Here is a 22,585-nt window from a genome sequence, read left to right as displayed (position 1 = left end):
GTGACCGCCGAATCGCCGCGCCACTGCCGTCCCGAAAGATTGGCTGATCCATAGGAATCCCACAAGAGTTGGGACGGCCCGTAACACGCGTGCCACATGACTGCGATGCTGGATCACATGACGAACTATCAGTGCCCGAAGTGCGACGTACGTTCCCCGGTCGAGTCGCTCAGCTGGCGCTGCCCCCGGTGCCACGGCCCCTGGGACCTCGACTTCGCCGCGACGCCCGTTCCCCTCGACTCCCTCACGGGCAGGGTCGGTTCACTGTGGCGGTACGAGGAGGCGCTGCCGCTCGCCGCGACGGAGGCCACGGGCGGCGGCCCCGGAGCAGTCTCGCTCGGCGAGGGACGGACCCCGCTGGTCCCCCTGACCGCCACCGTCACCGCGAAGCTCGACTTCCTGATGCCGACCCTTTCCTTCAAGGACCGCGGCGCGGTCATGCTCGCCGCGCTCGCCCGCCGGCTGAAGCCGCGCCGCGTCATCGCCGACAGCAGCGGCAACGCGGGCACGTCGATCGCCGCGTACAGCGCCCGCGCGGGACTGGACTGCACCGTGTACGTCCCGGCCGCGACCTCCCCGAAGAAGATCGAACAGATCGCCGCCCACGGCGCCCGTCCGGACCTCGTGCCCGGCGACCGGGAGGCGGCCGCGCGCGCCGCACGCGCAGCCGCGGACGAGGACGGCGTCTTCTACGCCTCGCACGTCCACAACCCGTACTTCCTGCACGGCACGAAGACCTATGTGTACGAGATCTGGGAGGACCTCGGCGGCAGGCTGCCCCAGGTACTGGTCCTGCCCGTCGGCAACGGCACCCTGCTGCTCGGCGCCCACCTGGCCGTCGAGGAACTGCACACCCACGGCCTCATCACGGAACGGCCGGCGCTCGTCGCGGTCCAGACGGCCGCGGTCGCACCCCTGGCCCGCGCCTTCCGCGCCGGGGCAGACGACATCACCCCGGTGGAGGCGGCGCCCACCCTCGCCGAGGGCATCGCCATCCCCGCCCCGCCGCGAGCCCGCCAGATCCTCTCCGCCGTACGCGCCTGCGGCGGCACCTTCCACACGGTGACGGACGACCGGATCCGCGCCGCCCAACTCGACCTCGCCGCCCGCGGCCTGTTCGTCGAGCCCACGGGCGCGGCCTGCTGGGCGGCGATCCAGGCGCACGGCCTGGAGGACCGCACGGCGGTGGTGCCGCTGTGCGGGGCCGGGGCGAAGACGGGGGTGGACCTTGACCCCGGATCTTGGACACACGAGACACTGGAATGAAGAACTGTCCGCAGCAGTTCAAGACGGACGCGGTCGCGTTGTACCAGTCGCGGCCCGAAGCGACGATCCGACGCTAGCATCGGTGAACCGGTGCGAGCCCCATTCAGCCCCGGCCATCGCCCTCGCCGCCCGCATGCCTCGCTGCCCCTCCCCGACGATCAAGCCTCGGCCGACGGTACCAACCACCCGAGGCCCGGTCGGCGGCCCTGGCCGGATTCGCTCTGCGTCCGTCCGTCACCCCAGCAGCGAGGGAGCCGTAGGAGTTGGGGGCGCCCCTGCTCCCTCGCCGGCCGCCAATGGCCGAAACAGCGTCATAGCTCTGACCCCGCATCGGATATGGACCCTTCGCAGGGATGATCACCTGGCTGCGGTGCATGGAGACGTTCGTGCTCGCGGTGTGCGTGGAGGGCCCGAGTAGCTGTCGCGATCGCCGTTCTCGGCGCCCTCCACTGCCCCTCCACCGCCGCGGGAGGAGAACACTGCCCCGGCCAGTACCGGTCAGACCTTACGTGTGACTCCTGCAGGACTCTGGCCTGCAGGAGTCACAGATGCTCTCGAGGACGAATTGGACCCAGCCGAGGGAAGGACCATGTTTTCCTCGTGCGTCTCATGGCATGGATCACGCCACCTCAGTCCCGGTCGCGTTGCGCCTGCAACGCCCCATGGGAGAGAATGTTCGACACGCTGTGACAGCTGGTGTGTACGGGAACGTTGTGATGCCGAGGGACTGAACTGTCCCGGCGCACGACATGATTGACACGGGGGCGGGTGCGTGAAGTTCGACATGGGGTCGACGACCCTGGCGAATCTCGGCAAGAGCACGATCGGGTCAAGTGACGACCTGGGCACGCTGATCCAGTGGCTGATCGCTGCTGCGGAGCCGCTGGAGGGGAAGTTCAACGGTGCGGGGAAGGCCGCGTTCGACTCGTTCAAGATACGTGCGGACGAGATCACGGACGCGCTGAACGGGTCGCTGAGCTCGATCCTGGGCGGTCAGGCGGGGATGGACGAGGCCTTCGGCAGCGGTGACGTGGAGCAGGAGGACAACGCCAACAAGAACATGGGCGCCGCCAACTTCGACGCCGCCCGGTTCGGCACACGCTAACGCAACGAGGGGGACTCTTCGCGATGGGACAGAACCAGGACCGCCGCTCCTACGACACCGGCGCCTCGACCGAGGTGCAGGGAAGCTTGCAGACCGTGATCGGGAACCTGGAGCGAGTGCTCGGTGACCGTGACCGGGCGGTGAAGGCCGCGATGGCCGACTACCAGGCCGACGGCGTGTCGGACGAGTACCACGGCAAGGAAGTCCGCTGGAACCGCGCCGCCAACGAGGTCCGCAACATCATCCGGTTGGTGCGCACCACGCTGGAGCAGAACGACAGCACCGCGCAGACCACGTTGGCCAGGGCCCGTGCGGCGGTCGACAACATCGGCTGACGGGCGCGCACTGCGGTAGCGGCAAGTTGCTGGGTTGTAACGGGGGGATCGGCATGCCTGCGTGGGACATCTCGTCGTCCGGCGTCGAGTTCGTGACGTCGCTCGTGAAGGACGCGATGGACGATGTGGCCAAGGACGTCAAGTCGTACGGGACGAACATGGAGAGCGCGGCGGCGTCGGCCGGCACCATCAGCGGCGCGGACAGCGGAGCCGCGCCGACCGGCGCCATCGGGGCAGCACTGGCGCTGTTCGTGGAGAGGACCGCGCCGGACGTGCTGTTCCTCGGTGCGCGGGCGGCCAAGTCCGTGAACGGAGCCCGGGAGGCCACCGCGTACTACGTCCTCGGGGATCTGGACATGGCCGCCACCAGTCAGCACAAGGCCCTTGCCGCCCCGAAGGTCGATCTTCCGGGTACCGGTGGCAAGCAGGGCGGTGGCAGGTGATCGAGCCGACCGGCATCTCGCAGTTCACCGGCGATCTGGACCAGTTGGAGAAGGACGTCTCCGGACTGCGCAGCGACGCCATCGGGATTCGCAACGGCGGCAAGGACGTGCACTCCCGCTTCCAGTCTCTGGAGGCCTTCTACACGGCGCCTGAGGCCGACGACCTGTTCGCCACGACGCGGCCGGTGATGGACAAGGCCGACTCCTTCGCCGCGAAGCTGGAGACGGTCGCCGACGCGCTGGACACGTTCTCCGTGGAGGCGCGCCCGCTCGCCCAGCGCCTGGCTCAGTTGAAGTCGGATGCGATCACGTTCGTCGACGGCGTCCAGGGCGACGACGAGTGGACGTACGACGAGGACAAGATCCAGCGCCACCAGGAGCTCATGGACGGCGTGGCCGCCGCGGAGAGCGCCTTCCGTGAGGCCGAGCGCAGGGCCGCCAGCAAGATCTCGGCGGTCGTGGGTGGGCCCCAGTTCGTGGTCGACGACGGCAGTCACACGTCGAACAGCAAGACCGTGATGTACGGCTACGACGCCGACGTACTCAAGCAGGCCAAGAAACTGCCCTGGGGAACGCCGGAAAGCGAGTCCCACCACGCGTGGGAAGTCGGCTACTGGGCCAAGAGCTTCTTCTGGGACGGCCTGGTCATCGACAACATCGTGGGCGGCATCAAGGGGCTGGGCACCCTGGTCGGCTGGAACGGCTCGGATGCGGCCGGGGACGCCTGGAGCCACCTCGGCGACATAGTCAGCGGCATCGGCCAGTACACCATCACTCCGTACGACGCGTTCATGGACTGGGCGATCGGCCCGGACGAGGAGAGCGCCACCGAGATCCGGCAGAAGCAGGCCGCCAAGGACTTCGGCAAGTCCCTGGTCGCCTGGGACATGTGGGGTGAGAACCCCGCCCGCGCTTCTGCGACCGTCGTCTTCAACGTCCTCACACTCGGCGCCGGGCCGCTGGCCGCCGCCTCCAAGGGCGGCAAGGCCGGCGCGGGAGCGAGGACCGCTGCCACCGCGGCCAAGATCGGCGAGTACATCGATCCGGTCGTGGCAGGGCTCAAGGTGTCAGGGAAGGCCGTCAGTGCTCTTCCCAAGATCTCGGATGTGACGGCGAACATTCGTGCCGGCTTCGCCGGCGCAGGTGACTCGCCACGTCTCAACAGCGTGCTGGAGCTCGAAGACGGCTCCAAAGTCATCGTCGAGGACGGACAGTTCATCCCCGTCGACAAGCACGGCAACGTCGTCAGTGACGCACCGCGCCAGGAAGCGTCGGCGAGTGCGCGCACCACACCGGAGCAGACTCCGGCGAGGCAGCACGAGCTCGCCGGAGTCGGCGCGAGCTCCCGGACGCCCGGGGCCACCGCTCACGCAGGCGAGAACCTGCCCCCGCAAGCCGGTCATGAGACCCCAACCAACCGTGGCAGCGGCGCGGCGCCTCACAGCCCGGGCGCAGCCCCGGGCGGGACCGGGGCCGGGCATGCTGCCGACTCGGGGACGTCGAGGTCCCATGTCGGTCCTGTCGGCGACGGCCACGGCGGTACGGGCTCCGGCGGTCACGTTCCTGAGCAGCGTGGTGGCGGTAGCAGCGCGACCGGCGGCGGGCGAAGTGGCGCGACCGACCCCAGGGACGTCATGCGCCACCAGGTCAACCGCGCCAATACCGAGCCGGGGTACTTCGAGAAGTACTACAAGGTCAACGGCAACCGGCTCAGCACGAAAGTGACCGACGAGAGCGGGTTCGTTCCGCCTCAGCTGGTGAAGGACCCGGCGACCGGGAAGTGGATCGCGGCATCGGAGGCCCCGCCACCCATTCCTCCGAAGCTCCTCGGAGACCCCGTCCTCGGTACCCGGGCAGCCGCGGGTCCGGATGCTCTCACCAAGCTCGACGACGCGGCGCAAAAACGTCACAGGGCTATCGCCGCCGACCAACTGGCTGAGGGCCGGCTGAAGGACGCGCAGAAAGCACTCGCAGCCCACGACACCCCGGCGAACCAGGCTGCCGTAGACGCCGCGGACGGCGCACACAAGCCACTGCACAAGCAGATGTCGGAGTCCGGTGAGGCCTACGGCGAGGCCATAGCCGAGCATCATGTGGTTCCCCAGCACTACCCGAATGCGACGATAGAGAGGCTCGACGGGCCGGCTAACGGCAACGACCAATTCGACCAGGTGTGGCGGCGCGAAGACGGCGGCTATGTGGTGATCGAGGCGAAGAGCAGCGTCAGCACGCAGTTGGGGGCGCGCAATCTGCCGAACGGCCGCCGCGTCTCGCAGGGAACCCGCGAGTACTTCATGGACATCATCCGGGAGATGCACAAGCGAGGACGAAAGAACCCCAATGAGACCAGGCTGGCCGACGAGCTCGAGGAGGCCCTTGACCTGGGCAAACTGGACTACATTCTGGTCAAGGGGAACGTCAACGCCGGACAGTATGCTGGCTACACCATGCAGAAGTTCGACATTGGGTGACGGGAGAGCCTGGTGACGGTGAAGGTGCCTCGACACGGCAGCCCCGGACCTGATGACGAGGCGTATGCGCAGTCCCTCGGTGAAGGAGCGGCCAGGACATTCGGCAGGCTGGCGCAGTCGCCTCGCATGTTTGACATCGCATTGAGTAAGGCCGTCTTGCACGTGCAAGCACGCCTGGCGGTCGACCCGGATGCCTCCGGCATCGACACCTGGGAAGCCGTGGTCTCGGCGATGCAGGTGGGTTCGGCCATGTTCGCCGCAGCCACCAGGACCGAGGGCACCATCCAGTGCCGTGTCAACCACGAACTGCGTACCGTCCCGGCCACCGGTCCCCAGTCGCACGCGGATGCAGGCAACTGGATCACCGCGTTCTGGTTCGCCATCGTGTGCCGCGATCAAAACCGCATGACCCAGCTGTGCGAGGTCCCGCTCGATCTACTGCGCGCCTCGGGCGCCGAGTACGACGAATACATCTACCACTGGGTGGATGCCCTGCAGGCGTACTGGCTGGAACGGCCGGGACTGGTCGACAAGCTGGGCGCGGCGATTGAGTCGTCCTATCCTGACGTGGCACGGATCACTGAAAAGGATCTGCTTGAGAAGATCCTTTACCAGCCGATCAATCTCTTTCACCGATTCCTGCGCAAGGACCACGACGGCTTCAACCAGGCGCTGATGGAAGCCCTTCAGCTGCACAAGGCGTACTGGACGGCCACAGAGGAACGGGAGGAGAGCGTTGAGGGCTGTCTGGCCCTCGGCCCTCTCGCCATCGCCTGCCTGGCCTACGACGCGGGCTTCCCGATCGGCGTCGAGTCGGACTACCTGCCTGGTGAGTTGCTCAACCGTGCCTGGCTGGGCGAGTTCGAGACGTGACAGGGCGGGCACACGTAGGGGATAACAGGTAGCCATGGGGGCTCAGGACTACGACAGTCAGCTGCTGGAGTCGGTGTCGGTACGGCGCCGTCGGTTGAGGGATGCCCTGGTGTTCGGCGCCCAGCGGCAGCGGCGGTCGCTGGACGAGCGGTTGGGGAAGGTGTTCGCCGGGGTGGTGATCGCGGCCGTTCTGTGTGCCGGCTGCGTGGGCTGGTCGTTCATTTCCCACCGGTTGATCGGGCAGGGCCCGTACGGTTCTTCGGTGCAGCCCTATTCGTCGCCTTCCGTAGCGCCTTCAGCTCGATGATAGGTTCGAACGCGTGATATCTGCGGGGTCCGTGAGCCGTACGGCGTTGAGCCGGGTCACTCTCGTCGGTGCGCAGCGGCGGGTCGACCTCGTTCTCCCGTCCCAGGAGCCGGTGGGTCTCCTTCTGCCGTCAGTGATGCGGCTGTTGGACGACCGAGTGACGGCTCGGCCCGAGCTGCGGCACCTGGTGACCGCGGATGGCTCGGCACTCGCTCACAACAGCACGTTGGAGTCGGCGGGTGTGCCGGACGGTGCGGTGCTGCGCCTGGTGCGGGTGGAGGATGCGCCGTCCGCGCCGGTCGTGCATGACGTCACCGACGAGGTCGCCGACGATCTGGACGTACGGGCGTGGCGGTGGAGGCCCGCGGCGCGGCGTGTCGTCGCCGGCGCGACGACCGTCGGCTGGGCGCTCGTCACTGGGGTTCTGGCGCGGGGTCAGTTCGAATCGTCGCACGCAGGGAGCGTCCTTCTCGCCATTGCCGCCGTTTCAGCGTTCGCTGCTGTGCTGTTCGGCCGGGCGCGGCAGTACGGGCTGGCCGCCACGCTGATCGTCGCGAGCGGGATGCTGGGTGGCATCGGGATGTGGACATCGGCGGATGCCTACGCCTGGTCGGCCTCGGTGCGGCTGGCGGGCGTAGCGGCGGTCCTGGTGCTGGTCCTGCTGCTCCTGGGGTGGTTTTCTCCGCTGGGGCGCGGCGCGTTGATCGGTGCAGCGGCGGCCGGTGGATGCGTTGCCCTGTGGGAAGTGACCGCCGGGCTGCAGCAGGGTGCGGGGAGCGCGGTCGAGCAGGGGCGAACCGGGGCCCTTCTCGCGGTCGTTTCGATCGTGTTGCTGGGCCTGCTGCCGCGGCTGGCGATGATGGCGTCAGGGCTGTCCGGGCTGGACGACCGTCGTACGGGCGGGGTGTCCGTGAGCCGCTATCAGGTGACCACTGCGCTGACGGCCACGCATCGAGGGCTGGCCTTGGCCACGGTCGTGCTGGCCGCTTCAGCGGCCGCGGCCGGGCTACTCGTGCTGCGGGCACCGTCGATGTGGACCGTCCTGCTCGCGGTCGTCGCTGCGGTGGTGCTCGCGCTGCGGGCCCGGGCCTTTCCCCTGATCGCCGAGGTCGTGGCGCTGCTGGTGGCATCGGGTGTGGTCACCGTACGGCTGATCGTGGTGTGGCTCGAGCATGCGGGCGTCGTGGGGCCGCTGGTCACGCTCGGCGTGCTGGCGGTGCTGCCCCTGGTGATTCTGGCGGTGGAACCGGCCGAGCATGTGCGGGTGCGACTGCGCCGCGCCGGGGACGTTCTCGAGTCGGTGGGCGTCATCGCATTGTTCCCGTTGATCATCGGGGCATTCGGTGTGTACGGGCGCCTGCTCGGCACCTTCGCGTAGGCGCTGCGGCATGGCTCACGGGAGGGACTGGCAGCGCGACGTGCTGCGGGAGCTGGGCGGGACTCCCGTATCTGAGGCAGATCGGACCGCTGCGCGCCTCGTACGATCCGAACCGCCCGCGGAACACCACGACCCGCCTCCGGAGTCCGCCCCGAGTACACAGCCTGTGCACCGGGGTGTACGGAATCCGCGTACCCCTATGCCGACGCCCGAGTCCGTGCCCACTGTGGACCCGCGGCTCGCCCTGGCCCTCGGCAACCCGCAGCACGGGGACTCGGTGACCCGGCGCACCGGGCAGGCGCTGCGCAAGCTCACCGCTTCCGTCGGGCAGGAGGTCGCCGATCAGACCCGCCTGGCCCAGGAGCTGCAGCAGCCGGTCACCACCGGGCGCGTCATCGCCGTCACCTCCATCCGGGGCGGCGTGGGCAAGACCACGATGTCCGCCCTGCTCGGCCGGACGTTCAACCACTACCGGCACGACCCGGTGCTCACCCTGGAGGCCGATGCCGCGCTGGGCACTCTCCCGGTGCGGATGGGAGCGGAGTCGGTGCGCTGGTCCTGCTCCGATCTCGCGCACATCCTCAGTCCCGACATGCAGTTGACCGACATCACCGGCTACTTGGTGCCCGTGGTGGACGGCGGCTGGCTGCTGCCCGCGAGCCAGGGCCGCGTCGGAGCGCCACTGGACATAAGGACGTACCGCACGGTGACTCTGGCACTGCGTCGGTACTTCGCGGTGACCGTCGTCGACTGCGAGACTCTGCCGGGCGAGGTCGCGCGCACCGCGATGGACACCGCGCACGCCCGCGTGGTGGTCGCCCCCATGACCGCGGAGGGCGTGAACGGCACCCGCGTGGTCCTGGACTGGCTCGCGCAACTACCGCACTCCGCGCTGGCCACCGCCGTGGTGGCGCTCACCGCCCACTCCCCCGACGCCACTCTCGACGTCAAGGCGGCGAGCGCGCATCTGCGCGAGACCGGGGTGCCCGTCATCGCTCTCCCCTACGACCGTCATCTGGCCCAAGGAGGCCCCATCCACACCGCCATGCTCGGCCAGGCCACCCGTGATGCCGCCATCCGGCTGGCGGCCGAAGCGATGCACCGGGCGGTGCGGGTGCGATGACCCAGCAGCTGATCCACCGGCCCGCGCGCTCCACCCGCCCGCTCGCCTCCCCCGAGCCGCGTACGATCGAGGCCCCGCCCAACCTGCCCGAGGGAAAGATCGGCAACGCGGCCACCGCACTGCTGCCCATGGCTGGGGTGATGGGTTCGGTCGTGATGATGACCGTCATCCGCAACAGCCAGTTCGCCGTCGTCGGCGCCGTCGTGCTCGTCTTCGCGCTGCTGGGCGCCGTCGCACTGTTCCTCTCCCAGCGGGGCAAGGCCCAGCGCACCCGGCGCACCCAGCGCGAGCGCTATCTGGAGTACCTGGAGGAACTGCGCGAGGAGCTCGGGGCCGGTGAACGGGAGCGGCGTGAGCAGGCGCGGCTGCTCGGTCCGGCGCCCGAGGCGCTTTACGACGTGGTGCGCGACCCGGCCCGGCTGTGGGAGCGGCGCCGCCTGGACGCGGACTTCCTGCGGGTACGTGTGGGAATCGGTGACGTACCGGTGCAGGACCTCGTGATCGGGCAGAACTCCGGTGGCGTGATGACTCCGCCGGACCCCTTCATGCTCAACGAGGCCCGCGCGCTGCAGAGCCGGTTCGCCACGTCAACGGAATTCCCGCTGACCGTGCCGCTCGACCGGGCGGGGAACGTCAGCGTCGTCGGCGACCGGGACGGGGTGCTGCGCGTGGCCCGCGCGCTGCTCCTCCAGGCCGCGGTCACGCACGCGCCGGACGATGTCTCCATCGCCGTCAGCGTGCCCGGTGAGAGCGTTGCCGAGTGGGAGTGGGTCAAATGGCTCCCTCATGCACTCGATCCGGTCGAGCGGGACGGTCCGGTCGCCGCCCGTCGGATCGCCCCGAGTCTGGCCCAGCTGGGCCGGCTGCTGCGCCAGGATCTGCGACGTCGTGCCTCGTACGCCGCGGAAGTCCGCCGGGGTCTGTCCGGCAAGGACGCGTTGCGCATGACCGACCGGCTCCTCGTCGTCAGCGACGCATACGGCAGGACGGCCGCCGAACTGCCCGGCCCGGACACGGCCGTCGGCCTGACGGAGATGGGCGTGACCGTGCTGCATCTGCTGGAGCAGCAGGTCCACGAGCCGGACCAGGTCAGCGTCCGCATCAGCGTCGACGGCGACCGGGTCAGTGTCGAGGATCTGCGCACGTCCGAAGGCCGGCTGGCCCACGGCACTGGTGACTCCGTGAGCGCCTCCGGTGCGGAGGGGCTGGCCCGGATGCTGGCGCCGCTGCGGCTGTCAGCCGAGTCCGCCGCCGAGGGCGTCACGGCAGCCGGTCCCGTCGATTTCCCCGCACTGCTGGGCATGGAGGACCCGGCCGCACTCGATGTGTCCAGGCTCTGGGCGCCCCGAGGCGAGCGGGACTTCCTGCGCGTTCCCATCGGGCTGACAGACCGTAACGAGCCGGTGCTGCTGGACCTCAAGGAGTCCTCCGAACTGGGCATGGGCCCGCACGGGCTGTGCGTGGGCGCGACCGGCTCCGGCAAGAGTGAACTGCTGCGCACCCTCGTCCTCGCTCTCGCCACCACCCATTCCCCCGAGGACCTGGCACTGGTCCTGGTGGACTACAAGGGCGGCGCCACCTTCGCCCCCTTCGCGGATCTGCCTCACGTGGCCGGCGTGATCACCAACCTGGAGAACCAGGCCGGGCTCGTCGAGCGGGTCCACACCAGCCTCGCCGGGGAGGTCAAGCGCCGCCAGCAGGTGCTGAAGAACGCGGGCAACGTCGCCGACATCGGGCACTACGCCGCCCTGCGCGCCACCGAACGCCCGGATCTCGAGCCGCTGCCGCACTTGTTCGTCGTCATCGACGAGTTCGGTGAACTGCTCACCGCAAAACCGGACTTCATCGACCTGTTCCTGTCGATCGGCCGCATCGGGCGCTCCATCGGCGTCCATCTGCTGCTGTCCAGCCAGCGCATCGAGGGCGGCAAGCTCAAGGGCCTGGACACGTACCTCTCGTACCGACTGGGGCTTCGCACCTTCTCCGCCGACGAATCACGCACGGTACTGGACAGCACGGACGCCTTCCACCTGCCGCCGCTACCGGGCTTCGGCTATCTGAAGGTCGACACCTCGACATACGAGCGCTTCAAGGCAGGGTACGTCTCGGGCGCCTACCGCGGTCCCACACTCCGCAAGGAAGACAAGGACAACGAGCCACTCGCCTGGCCCTACCCGACGTTCAACACACTCGACGCGCCACAGGCGGATGCAACAGAGGAACCCGCCGCCACCAAACGGGAGACCGGGCCCACCGTCATGTCGGTGATGGTCGGCCAACTCGCCCCCGCCGCCCCTCCCGTGCGCCGGATCTGGCTACCGCCCCTCCCGAACGCCGTCACCCTCGACACCGCCGCCGGGCCTCTCCAGGCCGACTCCGAAGGTCTCCGTCTCACACACCGCGACGGCCCGATGCGCATCCCCCTGGGGATCCTGGACGACCCGGCAAGGCAGTGGCAGCAGCCATGGGTACTCGATCTGACCGTCGCCGGCGGCCACGCGGCCGTCATCGGCGGCCCCCAGTCCGGCAAGACCACCCTGCTGCGCACCCTCGCGCTCTCCCTGGCCCTCACGCACACCCCGTACGACGTCGCCGTCTACGGCCTGGACCTGGTCGGCGGCGGGCTGTCCGCGCTGGCCGGGCTACCGAACGTCGGCGGGATCGCCGGGCGCGCCGACCACGAACGAGCCGCCCGCACCGTGGCCGAGGTACGCGCCATGCTGGCCGAGCGCGAGGAACTCTTCCGCGAGCACGGCATCGACTCGGTGGACCAGCTGCGCCACCTGCGTGCCAAGGGCCGGCTGCCGCAGCTCGGCTCCACCGACGTCGTGCTGCTCATCGACGGATTCGGCGCGCTGCGCGACGAGTTCGCCGACCTTGACGACGCCGTGGCCGACCTGCTCAAGCGCGGCGGCGGGTACGGGATCCACATCGTCTCCGCCATGCTGCGCTGGAACGATGTCCGCATCGCCACCCAGTCCATGTTCGGCACCCGCGTCGAACTCCGCCTCAACGACCCGGCCGACTCGTCCATCGACCGCAAACTGTCCGAGACCGTCTCCGCCGACACCCCGGGCCGGGTCCTGACCGACGCCAAGCTCTTCGGACAGGTCGCGCTGCCCCGCATCGACGGCAACCCGCACGCAGGCGACCTCGCAGCCACCCTGGAGAGGACCGCCCGCACGATCCGCGCCGCCTGGCACGGCGATCTTGCCGCCCCGATCCGGGTACTCCCCACTCGGCTCCCCGCGGCGAAACTCCCGCCCCTGGCCGCAGAGCCCAAGAAGATCCCCATCGGCGTGGACCAGGACGCGCTCGCCCCCGTCCTGCTGGACCTGTTCGAGACCGAGCAGCACCTGCTGATCCTGGGTGACAACGAGTGCGGCAAGACCAACCTGCTGAAGCTCATCGCCGCCCAGCTCACCGCTCGTCACGCGGACGACGAGCTGGTCTTCGGCGTCTTCGACCCGCGCCGAGGCCTGCGCGGCGCCGTTCCCGAGCCCTACCGCGGCGGCTACGCCCACAACGCGAAACTCGCCGCCGCACTGGCCACCGGTATCGCCACCGAGCTGGAGAAACGCCTGCCCGAGACGGCGGACCCCGACGCGCTCACCACCGAACCCGCCTTCACCGGCCCGCGGATCGTGATCCTCATCGACGACTACGACATCCTCACCACCGCTGGCCAGCAGCCCCTGGCCCCTTTCCTGCCATACGTATCCTCGGCCCAGGACATCGGCCTGCACTTCGTCATCACCCGCCGCGTCGCCGGATCCTCCCGCGCCCTGTACGAACCGCTGCTGACCACGCTGCGCGAGACCGGCACCGCCGCCCTCGTCATGACCGGCGACCGCACGGAAGGCCAGCTCTTTCCCGGCCTCTACGCCTCCACGCAGCCAACCGGCCGCGGCACCCTGGTCCGCCGCGGCCGCCCCCACCAGCTCATCCAGACCGCCCTCGCAGACGAAGCAGAGGAAGAGACCGAGCCGTCGTGACCAAGGACGTCATCGCCCTCACACCGAAGATGCCGGACCTGAGCACGCTTCTCGCGGGCCTCTACGCAGGCGGCCCCGACCTCGGCGTGAACACCCTGGCCGACGGCGCCGTCATCCAGCTCTGCGCCCCAGACGGCCGTCCCCTGGTCTCCGTCGAAGCCCCCCTCCTCATCCAGGTGCCCGGCGAAACGACCCGCCTCCTCGGCCCCGGCCTCCCGGACAGCCCGGTCTGGTGGACCGAGGCCCGCGCCTCCACCGCCGTCGCGGAGGGCGGCCGGCTGGCGGGCTCCTTCGCCGGACGCCTCGCCACCGTCCTCAACGGATCGGTCTGGCCCCCGGAAGCTGCCTCCACTGACGTCGTCCCACTCAAGTCCGACATCACCGCCATCCCCGCCCCGCCCACGTCAGCCCCGGCTGTGGACGTCCTCACCACCAAGACGGCCGTGATCATCCAAGACCGCTCCGTCGTCGCCATGACCAGCTGGCTCTCCGACGCCCTGCGGACAACGACCGACAACGAACGCGCCCTGCAGATCGTCACACCACCGACCACCCGCCTCACCCTGCCCACCCGTACCGCGCTGCGCGGCCACCCCAACCGCTGGGTGATCCAAGACCCCGACTGCGGCTACTACGACGGCCTCTCCGGCGCCGTACTGCACTGGCACGGCGGCACCTTCACACCCACCCTCGACGAGAACGGCTCGGCCTCCGTCGCCGAAGCCTTCAAGACCGCCACCACCACCGACGAACGCCAGCTCGTCCTCTCCCTGCGCACCCAACACCCCGCCGACGAAGACCTGGTCCTCGGCCGCGCCCTGGAAACCGCCTGGCAGACCCTCACCGGTGCCCCACCCGCCGGCTGGAGCACCGCCGAACCCGTCAACCTCCCCTGGTCCACCCGCCGGCTGACCGACCTCGCCCGCAACCGGGCACCCCGCCCGACCTGGCTGATCGCCGTCGGCCACCCCGACCAACCAGCCCTGGCCACCGTCAGCGTCACCCGCACCGCCGCCGGAGTCGAGGAGAACATCACCCTCACCCTCGGCTACGGCCAAGACGAGACACCACCCCTCGACGCGCTCGAGCCCCTCGCCAGGACGCTGACCACAGGGCACGGCCTGACCTCCATGCTCACCTCACTCCGAGCCGCCCGCCGAGACCTGACCGTGCCCCCGCACTTCGAAACTCCACCCATCCCCGTCTCATTCACGCTGGGCACCGAAGCGATCAAAGACATCGGCCTCACCCACGCCCTCCGCCCACCCCTCAACCTCACCCCCATCCAACTCGGCCCCGCCGGCGAACCCTCCCTCCACTACCCACTCGGCGACGGCACCGACGCTCATGCCTGGACCAGGCTCCAGCAGCTCACCAAGCATCTGAGAAGAGCCTGACCAGCCCACCTGGACTTCTTGGATTGCAGGCATGGTCGCCGCTGTGGACGGCAGCGAGATCCCTGGCCCGGAGGTGCGCTGGATCGAACAGTGCCACGGCCGCCGACAGTGACAGGACAGCGCGGGACGACCTCGTGGAGCCTGGAGCAGATCCCTCGCCGGCTCCCGGTCGACTTTCCCGGTGCCGGACTGCTCTTCGGGACATCCTTCGGTGACGCAGCACCTGGATAGCGTGCACCCGGGGGTACCGTCATCGCCCGCGCCCGGACGGGGATGTCCACTGGTGGACCTGGGCCGGCCACCGCGCCAACGCCACGCTCGCCGCCCCCCCCTGCTGCCCGCCGTTTCACCTCAGCGGCGCGTCAGTGCCCACTGGATCCGGCTACGGGACGACCTCACTCGCAAGGACTGGGCGAACTCCATGGCCCAGGCACACGAAGGCCTGGTCCTACCCGAGATCGACTGGCGCGCTGTAGGCGGCCTGAAGTTCGCCGAGGCGCTGCCCCCCCAGACTGGCCAAGACAACGCTGGCCACACGCACCGTGGACGGGGCGGGTGCCCGCCTTGCCATCGAAGCAACCGGTCCGGTTTGCGATGCTTCAGCCCGACACCTGACGGCGGCGAGCAGTGTAGAACCATCAGGCGCCTGCGAGCGAAAAGCCGACGAGTGATGGCCAAAGGCGACGAACCGCCAGGTCGAGCATTCCCGATCCAGCACCCTCGGCTCCCCGCAGCGACCCGTTGTCCACGGATTTCACGGTCGGACATCAGCCAATCCAACTGACACTCCGTCAGCTGAATCCAGCTCCGATCCAGCAGGGGTGCGGATAGCCAGGGGTGACGACAGATGACGAGACGTCAGTAGGTCAGGCACGGATCCAGCAACGGGTACAGCAACGGGGTCGCCCCCGGATAGGGGCGACCCCACTTGAGCTGTGTGTTCGTCAGATCACCACGTCCATGTCAGGACGCGGACTAAACGTTGAAGCGGAACGTCAACGACAGCGCTGTCACCTGCGGCGATCACCCGTCGCGGGGCACGATCCAGCGTGGATCCAGCATGCGGGCCGATACTACGCAGGACCGTTCGGAGAGGCCGGATCAGCTACCGATCTTCGGCGGGCGCGGCGTCGAGGGCCGCACGACCGGCGCCGGCCCTGCCGCGCCGCAGAAACGCTGCGGTTCCTCACCCGAGGCGAGCGCAGCGGGTGGCCCGCCGGGCCGATCGCCGGACTCGACGTCCCACGAACGAGGTCGCGTCAGCGCTCACGGCGCAGTGAGATCCGTACGTTCTTGTCCTCGTCGCGGGTGACGAAGAGGCCTGAGCCGTTCACGCTGGTGTAGTGCGGGATGTCGATGCCCGCGCCGAGGACTTTCGGGCTCGCCGGTGCCGGTGCTGAGGTCGAGCTGGGCGACAACCGCTTCGGCGTCGCTGGCGGCCGAGCCCTCTTGGACCGCCCCGTAGACCATGCCATCGTCGCGGATCGAGCCGAGCACGATGGTCTTGCAGGAGAACACGGCCGCTATCTGCAGCGGCCAGTCCAGCAGGAGCGAGGACGTTCCAGTCGCAGCGGTGACCCGCGCTTGTGGCACAGTCGCGCCGGTACAACTTGGCGTAAAGGACCTGCGCTTTGGCACAGTTGCTGCTGTGAAGGAGGGCCTGTTCCCGGTTTAGAATGATCGTTGGTGCGTGGGTGAACGGGGAGGGGCCACTGTGGCGCACGAGGGAGACGGAGTGCCGTCACCGGACACCGGGACGTCGTTCGATACGTTCTATGCGGTGAACCCGCAGGCAGCGTTGGCGATCGAGGCCGACAAGATGAAGACCTTCAAGAAGAGGGTCGATGATCTGCTGGTCGCACTCGACGGCTCCGAGGCAGCCCCGGGGAAGATGGGGGTGGGCCGCTTGTCCCGAGGGCAGTTGGGGTCCGGCGACTTCGGCGAGGCTCAGTTCCTCTTCGACTCGTACAGCGTCGTCCATGACGAATTGGAGAAGCTGTCCAAGGCGCTGGGGGCTCAGATCGAGGGTATGGGCCTGGCTGTTCACTCGTCCCAGGTGGGTTATGAGAACGTCGACGAGGAGATCCGCGCCCGTATGAGGGCGGTCAACGCCGAGGTGGAGTCGTACTACGACCGGGAGCGTGACCCGTTCGTCGAGGCCGCACCTACGAAGAAGGAACAGGACAAGGAAACTGGCTTCTGATGCCCACGGCGGCATGGACAGGGGCGGGACATGGCTGAGCGAACGGGGGGCAAGGCGCCGCGGCTTCAGCGCACGGACTTCGAGGCGATGACGCACCAGCAGCTCGCGGCGCTGCTCGCGTCGGCGAGCCCGACCGGTGCGTCGAACCTGGCGACGAAGCTGGCACTGGCCTCCTCGGCGGTCACGAAGATCGGCGAGGACCTGAAGAAGTACGTGACGAACCTACCCTGGCACGGCGAGGGCGGTGACGCGTTCCGCAACTGGGGCGGCCAGACGGCCAGTGCGACGCTGCGCCTGGGAGAGTACAGCAAGGGCGCGGCGCGCTGGATGGAGGAGATCTCGCAGGCCATCGCCGAGGCGAAGGCGGCGATGCCTCCGATCACGGAGACGACCAATGCGCAGGCCGATCTTCGCAAGGCGCAGGAGGCGAAGGCGTTCGCCGAGGCCCCGTCCCATCGCATGGACACGGACGCGGGCGGCACGGCAAAGCGAGCCGCGTCGGACGCGGCTGCGGCGCAGGGCCGGATCGACGCGGCGCGGTGGGAGGCGGCTCAGCGGCTGCGGAAGCTGGCGCAGACGTACGAGTTCACGGCGCAGCAGGTGAACGCGGTGACGCCGCCGACGTTTCCGCCACCGGCGATGTACTTGGAAGGGAACACATGGCGTGACCCAGGGGGACAGCAAGACCTTGCGGGCCAGGACGGCGCCAGAACAGGAGGCGCCGGAGCGCCTCCAGAGAATCCGGCTGCCTCGTACGTGAATTCGGGAAGCACCGCGTTGCAGCAGTCCGGACAGCCCGGAACGGCGGCCACCGCAGCAGCACGCGAGCGCCCGGTGCACATGGAGATTGACGGTCTCGCGACCTTGCCAGCAGCTCCGCCGTCGTCTCCAGCCACGCCCACGGGCACCATGCCGCCGGGGGGGCGTCCTGACGCAGGCGGCATGCCGCCGGGAGTGCTTCCTCCCGCCTTCGGCGGTGGCACGGTCAAGCCTTCCTCGCCTCCCGTGCCACCCGTGAACGGGCGCCCGAGTGCTGGTGGCGTCCGGCCTCCGGTGCTGCCTGGGCTGGGACAGCCGGGTTCCGGTGGCGCAGGGCGTTTGCCCCGTGACAGTGGCATCGTCGGCGGGCGGCCTGTCCCCCCGAGCGCCGAGAGCCCGGCGCGCGGGATTCCGCGCGGCATGGTCATCGGTGGCGAGGGAACATCTACCCGAGGGCCGATGGGGTACAACCCCACCGCCGGTGCCGGGGCTGGAGGCGCAAGACCAGGCCCCCCTGCTCCCGGTGGGCGCCGCTACGCCAGTGAGACGGGCGGCATCGTCGGGGGCAGCAGCCCCCAGCAGGCCGGCAGACAGGGCTACCGCCCCTTCACCCCAGGCGGCACCGGACTCGTGTCCGGCACGCCTACGGGTGCGGGCGCGCACGGTGCCGCAGGTGCTGGACATGGCGGATCGGCTGTTCCACCGCCAGGTCAGAACCGTTCCTCACATCGTCGTGGCGAGCGAGGAAGCAGCCGGCCCGACTACCTTGCCGAGGACGAAGAGACCTGGAAGCAGAATGGCCGCCGAATTGTCCCCCCGGTGATCGACTGATCATGCCGGGAATTCACATGAGGTACGAGATGCACACCAGCACCAGGCAACCAGCCAGGCTCCGCCACGCCATGTCGGCCGCCGTGGCCCTGATGCTGGCCGGCATCGCCACGGTCCCGGCGCACGCTGAGACCATCCGGGACAGGCAGTGGCACCTTGATGCGATGCACGCCGAAGAGATGTGGGAAGCCACCACCGGTCGTGGCGTCACGGTTGCCGTCATTGATTCCGGTGTCGACAGGAACGTGGCGGACCTCCGCGGCCAGGTCCAGGACGGCATGGACCTATCAGGGCTGAAGGGCAATGAGCATACGGACCAGGCCGGTCACGGCACCGGCATGGCCGCACTGATCGCCGCGACGGGAGCACGGGGCCAGGCCAACGGATCGCATGGGCTGGCTCCCGGCACCAAGATTCTCCCCATCAAGATGCCCTATGCCACCGGTGGCTTCGCCACGGAGAGTTCAGGGCGCCGGTACTCGGAGAGTCTGGCCAAAGCCATCCGGTTTGCGGCGGACTCCGAAGCCAAGGTCATCAACATCTCCATGGGGAGCGCGAACACCCCAGGGAAGAAGAACGTCGGCACCCCGGAACTGACCGCTGCCGTGAAGTACGCGATCGGCAACGGCAAGCTCATCTTCGCTGCGGTCGGCAACAGCGGCAACGTCACGAACGCCATCGAGTACCCAGCAGCGACACCGGGGGTCGTAGGAGTGGCCGGCGTCGACCAGAAGGCGAAACCACTGGAGAACTCCCAGTTCGGTCCGCAAGTCGACCTCGCCGCACCTGGCAAGGAGATCGTGCGCGCATGCCCGGAGGGCACCCAGATCTGCGGAGGGACAGGCAGCAGCCCAGCGACCGCCCTCGCCTCCGCCTCCGCCGCCCTCATCTGGTCCCAACACCCGAACTGGACCAACAACCAGGTCCTCCGAGTCCTGATGCAGACAGCCAGCGGCAACGACAAGGGTCTCAGCCGCGACGATGTCGTGGGCTACGGCGTCATCCGCCCCCGCATCGCCCTGAAGACCCCTGGCGACCCAGGACCCACCGACAAGTACCCCATCCCCGACTTCACCTACGAGAACGCCAAGTCCCCGTCCTCGAAGGCCTCCGAAGCGTCGGGCCCCGTGGGAGGCGCCGACCAGTCTACGGCCGCACCCACGGCATCCAACGACGAGAGCAGCGCGACCTGCCTGTGGATCGCCGCCGCCATCGGTGCGGCCGTCGCACTCGGCGCTGCCATCGCTGTCGCGGTGCTCCGCAACCGCCGCCGCACCCATGCAGCATCCGCGATAGCCGCTGTCCCGCCCCAGTACGGAGGACATCAGGCCTACTACGCACACGGGCCAACAGCGCCCCGGAGTCATGATTTGGCGCAACCGACGCACATCACAGACCGCAATGAGTACGGGGGAACCTGATGGCTTGGGACGAGTGGGAACAGATCAAGGCCGAGGTGGCGGCGCGTCATGACAGCGGCATGCAATTGAACGGCACGGGTGGTGCCGCCGGCACGGCCGACCTCAAGACCAATTCGCAGGGCAAGCGCGGGGCAATCGAGGCACTGGTGAAGTACATAGGCCCTGGCCTGGACAAGGCGGGTGTGCATGCCGACGACGACACGGATGCGGCGGAGCGGGAGTTCAAGGGTTGGGCGACGGGAGCGGGCCTGAAGGACGCGCATGAGGAGTGGGCCCTGCAGGTGAAGAGCCTGAAGATGCGGCTCGCGCAGGATCGGGTGGCGCTGAGCAAGACGAGGAGGGACTTCCAGTACGTCGACCACGGCGTGGAGAGCTCCCTGGCGCAGATTGCTCCGCCGCCTGCGCCGAACCCGCGACGCAACGCCTGACCTCGACCATCGGAGGGCTTGCGTAGTGGCGGCGAGCCCCGCGCCCAGCAGACCTGAAGGAGCGGACATGCTTACCTACGAGGACGTCGTGACCATCCGGCTGACCCCGCTGGGGACCGCAGCTGTCTCATGGGACCAGATGGCAGACGGCTTCGAGGACCTGGGGCAACTTTATGAGAACAGTGTTCAGGGCGTGACGACGGACGGCCTCTGGGTCGGCGACAGTGCCACCACCGCCAACTCGCGCTTCACGGCGACGCGCAAGCAGTTCGATGCCGCTGCCGTGGAGGCCCGGGCCATTGCTGCGATCCTGCGTGACATCCACGGGCAGTTCGTGGACCGAATAAGGGCCGTTCGGGACCTGGTGGACTCGGCCAAGGCCGCCGACATCCACATCGACGCCAAGGGCCGGGCTCATCTCGACACGAGCAAGAGCAAGGGCGAGACGGGTGGCATCTTCGGTGACGCTGTCATGCGCGCCGCCCATGAGGCCAGTTGGACGGCCGCCGTGGCCGCCGCGGTGCAGGCGGTCGACGACGCGGACCAGGGTGCGAAGCTGGCACTGCACGATGCCGCGGGCATCAAGAGCGGCTTCCAGGAGATGTTCGACAACGCCCGTGGGATCGCACACGACTTCAATGCCGGCGCAGTCGGCGACATCGAACTGGTAGAGGCCCGCGAGGCCAAGAAGTACGCGGACCAGATCCTGGCGGGAGAGAAGCCTGCCGACCCGGAGGAGTGGGCGCGACTGATGCGCGACAACTCCGGCGACAAGCAGTTCAGCCAGACGGTGCTCAACCACCTGGGTCCAGAGGGCACCATCAAGATAACCAACCAGCTCAACACCTTCGCCTACGAGTCGGACACGGGGAACAAGCAGCACTACCTGGGAGCTGAGCGAGGGCTCGCCAACGCGCTGGCCACGGCTACGCAAGATTCGAAGTCCCAGTTCTACAGGGACTTCCACGCCGGTATGAAGGAAGCCGGCCTGAAACGGTACGAGTGGCAGGGTGAGAAGGTCCGTGGGTACCAATCCCTCGTCACCTTGATGCAACACGGGGAAGGATACTCTGACCGATTCATGCACGACCTCGGTGACGATCTGATCGCCGCCGAGAAGGCTGACAAGGGCAACGACAACTGGGACCTCTCCAAGAAGTTCGTCACGTCGCGGGACGAGTGGTTCGCCAACGACCCCCTCGACGGCCTTCTCGGGATCATGAGCAAGGACCCCGAGGCATCGGCAGCCTTCCTTGACCCCCATTCCGATCCCCATCCGGATGATGACAAGAAGGAGGGCAACGACCGACTGGAGTACCTGACGCGGAAACGTGGCTGGGACGTTGTCGACGGGCATCCCTACATGCGCAACCCGCACGACCCCGACAGCATCTGGGGCGACCCCCTTCGCAGTTCGGACATCGAGGACGCACAGGGCAGGGCCGGCTTCGGCGCGGCACTGGTGGCCGGTACGACGGGCATCGACCCGAACAACTCGGGCGGCGGCTATGTCCAGCACACCGACGCGAACAACCGCGTGTTCGAGAACGCCCTGAAGCATCTCTCCGCCGAGGGAAACGACTTCCCGCCTAGTTTGCGCACGCCTATGGCGATGGTCATGGGCAACTACGGCGATGACGTACACGCCGCAACGAGTGCGCACAACGCCGGAGAGAGCCCTCTGGACCGGGCGCAAGTGCTTGAGGTGGCGAAACAGATCTCCCGTGACCAGTTTGCCTACGGCACGCTCCAGGACAGCATCAACCGCGAGATCGTCCACGACATCAATACGGGCAAGGAAGGAGATGAGCAACCCTTGCAAAGGGCAGGCCGCACAATCGGGTTCCTCGAGGAGGCCCGATATCAGGGGCTTAAGGTCGACGTGGACGGCGCCAAGAGTGAGGCCACATGGGAAGCCAAGTGGGATTACCACACATGGGGTGGCGTTGTGAACTTCATTCCGCACGCAGGCGACGCGGCCCAGCGTGGCGTCGACGTCATTACTGCTAAGTGGCTTGAAGAAGAGATCGCGAGAATTGACAGCGGGCAGGCGCGGGAGAACATGGCCACTGGCACAGACCGTGAGGGGCGACTCGAAGAACTGGTCAAGCACTGGCGGAACGAAAATCCCCAGGCAGCAGAGCGTGAGGATCTATGGGACTCCAATGAGACAATCGACGATGCGGCCAACAACGGAAACGCGGCCGCTCGCCGCCTGGCAGGCAAGGGATCGTAATGCGACACCTCAAG

At 68.4% G+C, this 22,585-nt stretch carries 17 protein-coding genes; 16 read left to right on the top strand and 1 reads right to left on the bottom strand.

Annotated features, from left to right (window positions below):
• The first annotated feature begins 117 nt into the window (after window positions 1-117).
• The 11 genes from AB0J10_RS11775 to AB0J10_RS11725 all read left to right on the top strand — a co-directional run bounded on the left by AB0J10_RS11775 (window position 118) and on the right by AB0J10_RS11725 (window position 14,693).
• Window positions 118-1,266: a threonine synthase gene (locus tag AB0J10_RS11775; RefSeq protein ID WP_363060351.1), complete on the top strand. Its 1,149-nt coding sequence runs from the start codon at window positions 118-120 to the stop codon at window positions 1,264-1,266.
• A gap of 772 nt (window positions 1,267-2,038) precedes the next feature.
• Window positions 2,039-2,371 carry a hypothetical protein gene (locus AB0J10_RS11770; RefSeq protein ID WP_363060349.1) on the top strand — a complete coding sequence of 111 codons (333 nt, stop codon included), beginning with the start codon at window positions 2,039-2,041 and terminating at the stop codon, window positions 2,369-2,371.
• A 23-nt stretch (window positions 2,372-2,394) separates the two neighbouring features.
• Window positions 2,395-2,706, top strand: coding sequence for a pore-forming ESAT-6 family protein (locus AB0J10_RS11765; RefSeq protein ID WP_363060347.1), 312 nt, complete (start codon window positions 2,395-2,397; stop codon window positions 2,704-2,706).
• Between the two features lie 53 nt (window positions 2,707-2,759).
• A complete protein-coding gene (locus AB0J10_RS11760) occupies window positions 2,760-3,149 on the top strand; it encodes a DUF6507 family protein (protein WP_363060345.1) in 390 nt (129 codons plus the stop codon).
• Window positions 3,146-5,620, top strand: coding sequence for a hypothetical protein (locus tag AB0J10_RS11755; protein ID WP_363060343.1), 2,475 nt, complete (start codon window positions 3,146-3,148; stop codon window positions 5,618-5,620). Before AB0J10_RS11760 ends, AB0J10_RS11755 begins: the two co-directional genes overlap by 4 nt.
• Before the next feature lie 12 nt (window positions 5,621-5,632).
• Complete coding sequence (locus AB0J10_RS11750) at window positions 5,633-6,493, top strand: immunity 49 family protein (protein ID WP_363060341.1); 861 nt, start codon at window positions 5,633-5,635, stop codon at window positions 6,491-6,493.
• A 34-nt stretch (window positions 6,494-6,527) separates the two neighbouring features.
• The gene (locus tag AB0J10_RS11745) at window positions 6,528-6,800 is read left to right on the top strand and encodes a hypothetical protein (protein WP_363060339.1); all 273 of its coding nucleotides are present in this window, start codon (window positions 6,528-6,530) and stop codon (window positions 6,798-6,800) included.
• A 13-nt stretch (window positions 6,801-6,813) separates the two neighbouring features.
• A complete protein-coding gene (locus tag AB0J10_RS11740) occupies window positions 6,814-8,178 on the top strand; it encodes an EsaB/YukD family protein (RefSeq protein WP_363060337.1) in 1,365 nt (454 codons plus the stop codon).
• 10 nt (window positions 8,179-8,188) lie between these two features.
• Complete coding sequence (locus AB0J10_RS11735; RefSeq protein ID WP_363060335.1) at window positions 8,189-9,301, top strand: hypothetical protein; 1,113 nt, start codon at window positions 8,189-8,191, stop codon at window positions 9,299-9,301.
• Entirely contained in the window at window positions 9,298-13,296 is a 3,999-nt protein-coding gene (eccCa, locus tag AB0J10_RS11730; RefSeq protein WP_363060333.1) for a type VII secretion protein EccCa, read from the top strand. The genes AB0J10_RS11735 and eccCa overlap by 4 nt, the downstream gene beginning before the upstream one ends.
• Window positions 13,293-14,693 carry a DUF6177 family protein gene (locus AB0J10_RS11725; protein ID WP_363060331.1) on the top strand — a complete coding sequence of 467 codons (1,401 nt, stop codon included), beginning with the start codon at window positions 13,293-13,295 and terminating at the stop codon, window positions 14,691-14,693. Before eccCa ends, AB0J10_RS11725 begins: the two co-directional genes overlap by 4 nt.
• Window positions 14,694-15,952: 1,259 nt before the next feature.
• Here the strand turns inward: AB0J10_RS11725 and AB0J10_RS11720 are convergent.
• Window positions 15,953-16,111 carry a hypothetical protein gene (locus AB0J10_RS11720; protein WP_363060329.1) on the bottom strand — a complete coding sequence of 53 codons (159 nt, stop codon included), beginning with the start codon at window positions 16,109-16,111 and terminating at the stop codon, window positions 15,953-15,955.
• 362 nt (window positions 16,112-16,473) lie between these two features.
• Here AB0J10_RS11720 and AB0J10_RS11715 point away from each other — a divergent pair, with 362 nt between their 5' ends.
• The 5 genes from AB0J10_RS11715 (at window position 16,474) to AB0J10_RS11695 (ending at window position 22,571) form a co-directional block, all read left to right on the top strand.
• The gene (locus AB0J10_RS11715) at window positions 16,474-16,896 is read left to right on the top strand and encodes a hypothetical protein (RefSeq protein ID WP_363060327.1); all 423 of its coding nucleotides are present in this window, start codon (window positions 16,474-16,476) and stop codon (window positions 16,894-16,896) included.
• Between the two features lie 30 nt (window positions 16,897-16,926).
• On the top strand, window positions 16,927-18,486 hold the full coding sequence (locus AB0J10_RS11710; protein WP_363060325.1) for a hypothetical protein: 1,560 nt from the start codon (window positions 16,927-16,929) through the stop codon (window positions 18,484-18,486).
• A gap of 17 nt (window positions 18,487-18,503) precedes the next feature.
• Window positions 18,504-19,907 carry a type VII secretion-associated serine protease mycosin gene (gene mycP, locus AB0J10_RS11705; protein WP_363060323.1) on the top strand — a complete coding sequence of 468 codons (1,404 nt, stop codon included), beginning with the start codon at window positions 18,504-18,506 and terminating at the stop codon, window positions 19,905-19,907.
• Window positions 19,907-20,335 carry a hypothetical protein gene (locus tag AB0J10_RS11700; protein ID WP_363060321.1) on the top strand — a complete coding sequence of 143 codons (429 nt, stop codon included), beginning with the start codon at window positions 19,907-19,909 and terminating at the stop codon, window positions 20,333-20,335. The genes mycP and AB0J10_RS11700 overlap by 1 nt, the downstream gene beginning before the upstream one ends.
• Before the next feature lie 67 nt (window positions 20,336-20,402).
• A complete protein-coding gene (locus AB0J10_RS11695; RefSeq protein WP_363060319.1) occupies window positions 20,403-22,571 on the top strand; it encodes a DUF6571 family protein in 2,169 nt (722 codons plus the stop codon).
• The last annotated feature ends 14 nt before the right edge of the window (window positions 22,572-22,585 follow it).

The organism is Streptomyces sp. NPDC049887, from assembly GCF_040656535.1.
Lineage (GTDB): Bacteria > Actinomycetota > Actinomycetes > Streptomycetales > Streptomycetaceae > Streptomyces.
The sequence above is the reverse complement of the archived record's forward strand: the minus strand, read 5'-3'. Positions and strand labels throughout refer to the sequence as shown.